General features: G+C 72.5%; 5 protein-coding genes. All 5 read right to left on the bottom strand.

Annotation, left to right across the window (positions count from 1 at the left end):
* Nucleotides 1-217: 217 nt before the first annotated feature.
* Nucleotides 218-1927: a PQQ-binding-like beta-propeller repeat protein gene (locus J7E97_RS31275; protein ID WP_215034310.1), complete on the bottom strand. Its 1710-nt coding sequence runs from the start codon at nucleotides 1925-1927 to the stop codon at nucleotides 218-220.
* A gap of 152 nt (nucleotides 1928-2079) precedes the next feature.
* A complete protein-coding gene (locus J7E97_RS31270; RefSeq protein WP_215034308.1) occupies nucleotides 2080-3876 on the bottom strand; it encodes an ABC-F family ATP-binding cassette domain-containing protein in 1797 nt (598 codons plus the stop codon).
* A gap of 372 nt (nucleotides 3877-4248) precedes the next feature.
* The gene (locus J7E97_RS31265; RefSeq protein WP_215034306.1) at nucleotides 4249-5148 is read right to left on the bottom strand and encodes a 4-(cytidine 5'-diphospho)-2-C-methyl-D-erythritol kinase; all 900 of its coding nucleotides are present in this window, start codon (nucleotides 5146-5148) and stop codon (nucleotides 4249-4251) included.
* Nucleotides 5145-6074 (bottom strand): 16S rRNA (adenine(1518)-N(6)/adenine(1519)-N(6))-dimethyltransferase RsmA, encoded by a 930-nt coding sequence (rsmA, locus tag J7E97_RS31260; RefSeq protein WP_215034304.1) that lies wholly within the window; start codon nucleotides 6072-6074, stop codon nucleotides 5145-5147. Before rsmA ends, J7E97_RS31265 begins: the two co-directional genes overlap by 4 nt.
* On the bottom strand, nucleotides 6071-7217 hold a 1147-nt coding region (locus J7E97_RS31255; RefSeq protein WP_215034302.1), incomplete at its 5' end, for a resuscitation-promoting factor. The genes J7E97_RS31255 and rsmA, both read right to left, overlap by 4 nt.

Below are 7217 nucleotides of genomic sequence, written 5' to 3'. Positions count from 1 at the left end.
GGGCGGCACGGCCGGCGCGGCGGGCGGCGCCGGCGGGGGTGCGCCGAAGCCGCCCTGCGGGGGATCCTGCGGCGCGCCGAAGCCGCCGGACGGCGGCTGGCTGGGGGGCGGCGGGGTACTCATCTGTGCTTACTGCCTCTCGGTGGGCTGCTCGGCGGACTCGTTCGCGACGGACTCGTTCACAGGGGATCGTTCACGGCGGGATCGCTGGAACCGCTCACTTGCCGAAGACCATCAGGAGCTTCTCGTCCTTGTTCCGGGCGAGCAGGTGCGAGGCCGAGACGAAGAGCCGGCCGTCCGCGTAGTCGACGTTCGGGGAGTAGAAGGAGCTCTCCACGGGGGCCGCCGGGCCGGAGGGGTTGCGCAGGACCGCCGTGGGCGTGCCGCCGCCGGCCGGGATGGTCAGGACCTCGCCGCCCTTGTCGTACTCCGCCTTGCGGTAGACGAAGACCTGGCCGTCGGCCGCCTTGAGCGGGGTGAGGGTGCGGCCCTCTCCGGCCGGGCTGCGCCACTTCTCCTTGCCCGTGGTCAGGTCGAAGGCGACGATCTCGTTGGCCTTGCCGGCCTCGGCCGCGGTGGGCAGGTAGAGGGTGTTCGCGTCGACGTAGGAGGTCCCGCAGCTCTGGAGGGACCGGTCGAAGGTGCCTCCGCAGCCGGACGGGAAGCTGCCGTCGCCGGAGACGGTCGTGCGCTGCTGGCCGTCGGGGCCCAGGACCACGATGGAGCGTTCCTTCTTCTCGGAGTTGCCGAGGTCCAGGACGATCGGGTCCAGGGAGTAGATGGTCTTGACCGTGAAGCCCTTGGGGAGCTTGTAGGTCCAGGTGTTCTTGCCGGTGGCCGGGTCGGCGTCCATGACCTGGACGGTGCGGTCGGCGTCCTGGCAGGTGGCGATGGCGATCATCTTGCCGTTGCCGGCGGCGAAGTCGCCGGGCTGGCAGCCTTCGGTCCGCTTGTTGTCGAAGAGCTTGTCGCCGGTGCTGACCTTGAAGGCGCTGGTCGTGCCCATCCGGTTGACGACGAGGGCGTCGCCGGTGAGGGCGAGCTCCGGGGTGGTGAAGATGTCGAAGAGGCCTTCCTTCGGCACCTCGTGCGACCACCCCTCCTTGCCGTTCTTGAGGTCGATCATCCGCATCTGGTTGCAGTGGGCGCTGTCGGATTCGCCGTCCTTGTACATGACGACGGTCTTGCCGTCCGTGCTCTGGTCGGTGACCCCGCAGATCACGGTGGGGAGGGTGAGGGTCCACTTCTCCTTGCCGTCCGCGACGCCGTAGCCGGTGACCGACTTCCAGAGGGTCTTGACCACGGTGTCGCCGACGATCCACTGGCCCTTGGAGTCCACTCCGGAGCCGGGGCCGTCGATCTTGCTGGTCTTGAACCAGAGGACCTTGTCCTCGCCCTGCTTGCGCCCGGCGTTGAGGTCTTCCTTCTCGCCGCCGCCGTTGCCGCTTCCGTCGCCCTTGTCGACGGAGGCGGACGGGGAGGCCTTGTCGTCGGTCGGGGCCGTGGAGTCCTGCGCGACGGGGTGGTCCTCGCCCTTGCCCCCGTCCCCGGCGAAGAGGAAGTAGCCGCCGGTGGCGAGGACGAGCACGCCGGCGACGGCCGCCGCGATCAGTGCGGCGGCCTTCTTGTTCGCCTTGGCGGGCGGTCCGGGCTGCTGGTACGGCATCGGCGGCATGCCGGGGGGCGGCGGCGGGAAGCCGTAACCCCCGGGCGGCTGCTGGCCGTACGGGCCCTGCGGCGGCTGGGATTGCGGGGGCTGCTGCGGGTACGGGCCCTGGGGCTGGTCCTGGGGCTGGCCCTGGGGCTGCTGGGCGTACGGGTTCTCGCCTTGCGGCGGATAACCGTACCCGGGCTGCGGCGGCCCGGGGAGGTGGCCGTAACCGGAAGGTGTCGGCGGCTGGTTCGGCGGCTGGGGCGGCTCGGTCATCAGCGCATACCTTCGGCTTCGGGTGGTCGGAGACTGCCCTTTCTATCACTGCCGGCGCGTATGCGCCGGGCCGGTCCGCCCCCTGTTCCCAAGGGAGGACCGGCCCGTGATGCCCCCGTTATCAGGCCGGTTGGGGCCCGGGCCCCCGGAACTCACGCCTCTTCGGCGAGCTCCAGCCAGCGCATCTCCAACTCGTCCCGGTTCGAGATGAGTTCCCGGAGCTCGGTGTCGAGCTTGGCGACCTTGTCGAAGTCGGTGGAGTGCTCGGCGATCTGCGCGTGCAAGCTGCTCTCGCGGTCCGACATCTTGTTGAGCTGCCGCTCGATCTTCTGCAGCTCCTTCTTCGCGGCGCGCGCGTCCCCGGACGCCGAGGACTTGCCCGTGGAGGGCGCGGGCGCCGGGGCGGCCGCGTCGATCATCTTCTGGCGGCGCTCCAGGTACTCGTCCAGGCCGCGCGGCAGCATCCGCAGGCTCGCGTCGCCGAGCAGCGCCATCACCGTGTCGGTGGTGCGCTCGATGAAGAACCGGTCGTGGGAGATCACGATCAGCGATCCGGGCCAGCCGTCGAGGAGGTCCTCCAGCTGGGTCAGGGTCTCGATGTCGAGGTCGTTGGTGGGCTCGTCGAGGAAGAGGACGTTGGGCTCGTCCATCAGCAGCCGCAGGATCTGCAGCCGGCGCCGCTCGCCGCCGGAGAGGTCGCCGACGGGCGTCCACTGCTTCTCCTTGGTGAAGCCGAACTGCTCGCACAGCTGGCCCGCCGTCATCTCGCGGCCCTGGCCGAGGTCGACCCGGTCGCGCACGCGCTGGACGGCCTCCAGGACCCGCAGCGACGGGTCGAGCTCGCCCACCTCCTGGGAGAGGTAGGCCAGCTTGACGGTCTTGCCGACGGTCACGGACCCGGCGGCCGGCTGGACCTCGCCCTGGGTGCGGGCGGCCTCGGCGAGGGCGCGCAGCAGGGAGGTCTTGCCGGCGCCGTTGACGCCGACGAGACCGACACGGTCACCGGGGCCCAGGTGCCAGGTGAGGTGCTTGAGGAGGGTCTTGGAGCCGGCCTGGACGGTGACGTCCTCGAGGTCGAAGACCGTCTTGCCGAGACGGGCGTTGGCGAACTTCATCAGCTCGGACTTGTCGCGCGGCGGCGGCACGTCGGCGATCAGCTCGTTGGCGGCCTCGATGCGGTAGCGCGGCTTGGAGGTCCGGGCGGGAGCGCCGCGGCGCAGCCACGCCAGCTCCTTGCGCATCAGGTTCTGCCGCTTGGACTCCTCGGTGGCGGCGATGCGGTCGCGCTCGGCGCGGGCGAAGACGTAGTCGCTGTAGCCGCCCTCGTACTCGTGGACGTCACCGCGCTGGACGTCCCACATGCGGGTGCAGACCTGGTCGAGGAACCACCGGTCGTGGGTGACGCAGACGAGCGCGGAGCGGCGCTCCTGGAGGTGCTTGGCCAGCCAGGAGATGCCCTCGACGTCGAGGTGGTTGGTGGGCTCGTCGAGGACGAGGAGGTCCTGGTCGGCGATGAGGAGCTTGGCGAGCGCGATGCGGCGGCGCTCGCCGCCGGAGAGCGGGCCGATGACGGTGTCGAGGCCCTGCCCGAAGCCGGGCAGGTCGAGGCCGCCGAAGAGTCCGGTCAGCACGTCGCGGACCTTGGCGTTGCCGGCCCATTCGTGGTCGGCCATGTCGCCGATGATCTCGTGCCGGACGGTGGCCTTGGGGTCCAGGGAGTCGTGCTGGGTGAGGACGCCCATGTGCAGGCCGCTGTTCTGGGTGACCCGGCCGGTGTCGGGCTCCTCCAGCTTGGCGAGCATGCGGATGAGGGTGGTCTTGCCGTCGCCGTTGCGGCCGACGACACCGATCCGGTCCCCCTCGGATACGCCGAGGGAAATGCCGTCTAGCAGGGCACGGGTTCCGTACACCTTGCCGACTGCCTCGACATTGACCAGATTGACGGCCATCAGGAGCGCTCCAGGGAAGGGGTGTGGATCAGCCCCCAGCCTAACCCTCCGCGAAGTGCCCGACCGTTCCCCCAGCAGCCGGCCGGCGAGCACCGTCGCGATCGCGGCGCGCGGGGGTGACCGGGAGGGCGAGCAGGCAGGGCCCGGTGCCGAGGGCGGCGAGGGACCTTACGGGCACCTGCTGCTCAGCCGCCTTGAGGACGACCGTCAGCCGAGCCGGATCACGCGGACGACCGACCCACCCGTCGCTCACGCGGCGGCCTCGCGGCACGCGGCGGCGAATGAGGGGCCTGCCCGTCACGGCCTGCTCGGTCATTGAAGCGCCTCCCGCATCACTCGTCCGGTCTCCCTCAGCCTGGACCCGTATCAGGCTCAGGAAAGGACTCTCGCGCCAAGGGCCGGGCTCGTGGCCGTGTGGGTGCTGCGGCACGTCGCCGAGGCTTCCAGGGCGGCCGCCACCTTGGACGCCGCTTCCGGGTCGCGGACCAGGAAGGCCGTCGTGGGGCCCGAGCCGGATACCAGCGCGGCCAGGGCGCCGGCGTCCGTGCCCGCGGCGAGGGTGTCGGCCAGCGAGGGCCGCAGCGACAGGGCCGCGGGCTGGAGGTCGTTGGCGAGGGTCGCGGCCAGGGCGTCCGGGTCACCGGAGGCCAGGGCCGCCAGGAGGGCCGGGGAGGCCTGCGGGACGGGGATCTCGCGCCCCTCGGCGAGGCGGTCGAACTCGCGGAACACCGCCGGGGTCGACAGCCCGCCGTCGGCGACCGCGAACACCCAGTGGAAGGGGCCGGCCGCCACCGGGGTCAGGATCTCCCCGCGGCCGGTACCGAGCGCCGCCCCGCCGACCAGGCTGAACGGCACGTCGCTGCCCAGCTCCGCGCAGAGGGGGAGGAGGTCTTCCACCGGGGTGTCCAGGCCCCACAGCGCGTCGCAGGCCAGCAGGGCCGCCGCGCCGTCCGCGCTGCCGCCCGCCATGCCGCCGGCCACGGGGATGTTCTTCGCGATGTGGAGGTGGACGGAGGGGGCCAGGCCGGCCCGGGCCGCCAGCATCTGCGCCGCCCGCGCGGCCAGGTTCGTACGGTCCAGGGGGACCTGGTCCGCGTCCCGGCCCTCGCAGGTCACCGTGAGGGAGTCGCAGGCGGTCGCGGTGACCTCGTCGTACAGCGAGACCGCCAGGAAGACGTTCGCCAGGTCGTGGAAGCCGTCCGGCCGGGCCGCGCCCACCGCGAGCTGGACGTTGACCTTCGCGGGGACCCGTACCGTCACGCTCGCGCTCACAGGGCGGGCCTCTGCGGCGCCGGCTTGTGCTCGGCGATCGCCGCGAACTCCTCGACGGTCAGGGATTCGCCGCGGGCCTGCGGCGAGACGCCGGCCGCGACCAGCGCGGCTTCCGCGCCCGGCGCCGAACCGGCCCAGCCGGACAGCGCCGCGCGCAGCGTCTTGCGGCGCTGCGCGAAGGCCGCGTCGACGACGGCGAAGACCTCGGACTTGGTGGCGGTGGTCTTCACCGGCTCCGCCCGGCGCACCAGTGAGACGAGCCCGGAGTCGACGTTCGGCGCGGGCCAGAAGACGTTGCGGCCGATGGAGCCGGCCCGCTTGACGTCCGCGTACCAGTTGGCCTTGACGGAGGGAACTCCGTAGACCTTGTTGCCGGGCTTGGCGGCGAGCCGGTCGGCGACCTCCGCCTGCACCATCACCAGGGTCCGCTCGATGCTCGGGAAGCGGTCGAGCATGGTCAGCAGCACCGGCACGGCCACGTTGTACGGGAGGTTCGCGACGAGCGCGGTCGGCGGCGGGCCGGGCAGTTCCTTGACCAGCATCGCGTCGGAGTGGACCAGCGCGAAGCGGTCCTTGCGCCCGGGCATCCGCGCCTCGATGGTCGCGGGCAGCGCGGCGGCCAGGATGTCGTCGATCTCCACGGCGACGACCCGGTCGGCGGCCTCCAGCAGCGCGAGCGTCAGCGAGCCCAGGCCGGGACCGACCTCGACGACCACGTCGTCGGGCCGGACCTCGGCGGTGCGCACGATGCGGCGCACCGTGTTGGCGTCGATGACGAAGTTCTGGCCCTTCTGCTTCGTCGGCCGTACGCCGAGTACGGCGGCCAGCTCCCGGATGTCGGCCGCGCCGAGGAGGGCGGAGGTTTCGGGCGCTGCCGCGGGCGCGGTCTCGGACGAGGGCTCGGGCTGCTGCTCTGCTGTGCTCACCGATAAAGGGTACGGCCGCAGTGCGGCCACGGACTCGCCCCCCGCTGCACGTAGAGCTTCTTCGCGCGGTAGGTCTGCTCCTGGCCCGGTGCGTCCTGGGGGCGGCCGCTGCCGCCGAGGGACTGCCAGGTCTGGACGTCGAACTGGTACAGCCCGCCGTAGGTCCCCGAAGGGTCGGTGGCGCCGGGCCGGCCGCCGGACTCGCACCGGGCCAGCGCGCCCCAGTCGAGGCCGTCCGCGCCCGCCACCGAGCTCGGCAGCGGCCTGGTGCCGACCTTGACGAGCTGGGTGACCGGTTCGCGCACGGTCTCCTCGGCGATCCGGCGGGGCTTTTGCCGGACGCCGTTCACGGTGCGCAGGCCGTACGTGACCCTGCGCGCGCCGGGCCGCCCGGAGCGTTCGACGACTTCGGTGCCGGCGAAGAGGGCGGGGTCCTTGACCTTCTCGGTCGCGTACGGGATGCGCTCCTCGCGGACCTCGCGGGTGCCGGTGATCCGCAGCACGGTGACGGTCATGCCGTCGCGGGGGAAGGCGTCGGGGGGCACCGAGGTGGTGTCCTGGCCGTGGAGGGTGATCCCGGCCTGGTCGAGGGCCTCTTGGACGGTGGCGGCGTTGGTGCGGATGGCGTTCTCGCGACCGTCCGCCATGAAGGTGATGCTGCGCTCGGTGCGGACGGCGAGGGCCAGGCCGGTGCGCGGGACGGGGGCGGTGCGGGGGGTGGAGAGGTAGGCGCCTTCGGCGCGGATCCCGAGCTGGCGCAGGGCGCCGTCCACGGTGCGGGCGGTGGTCCACACCTCGCGCCGCTGCCCGTCCAGGGTCAGGCGCAGCGGGCGGCCGTAGCGGACGATGATCTCGTCTCCGTCCTTCAGGGCCGCTCTCCTGGCCGGGGCGACGAGGTCGTGGGGGCCCACGCCGAGCCTTTCGGCGGCGAGCAGTCCGCCGACGTCGTCGGCGAAGGTGTGCAGCCTCTGCGGGACCCCGTCGACGGTGAGTCGTACCGCCTTGTCGGTGGCGACGAAGGCGGTCGTGCCGCCGGCCAGGAACGCGACGACCAGGGCCTGCGGAACGATCCGCCGCCAGCTGCCCGCGGCCGAGCGGGCTCCCGCCGGCCGGCGTCGCCGGTCGCGGGCGCCGGAGCCGCGG

It is taken from the genome of Streptomyces sp. ISL-66 (assembly GCF_018614135.1).
GTDB lineage: Bacteria > Actinomycetota > Actinomycetes > Streptomycetales > Streptomycetaceae > Streptomyces.
The sequence above is the reverse complement of the archived record's forward strand: the minus strand, read 5'-3'. Positions and strand labels throughout refer to the sequence as shown.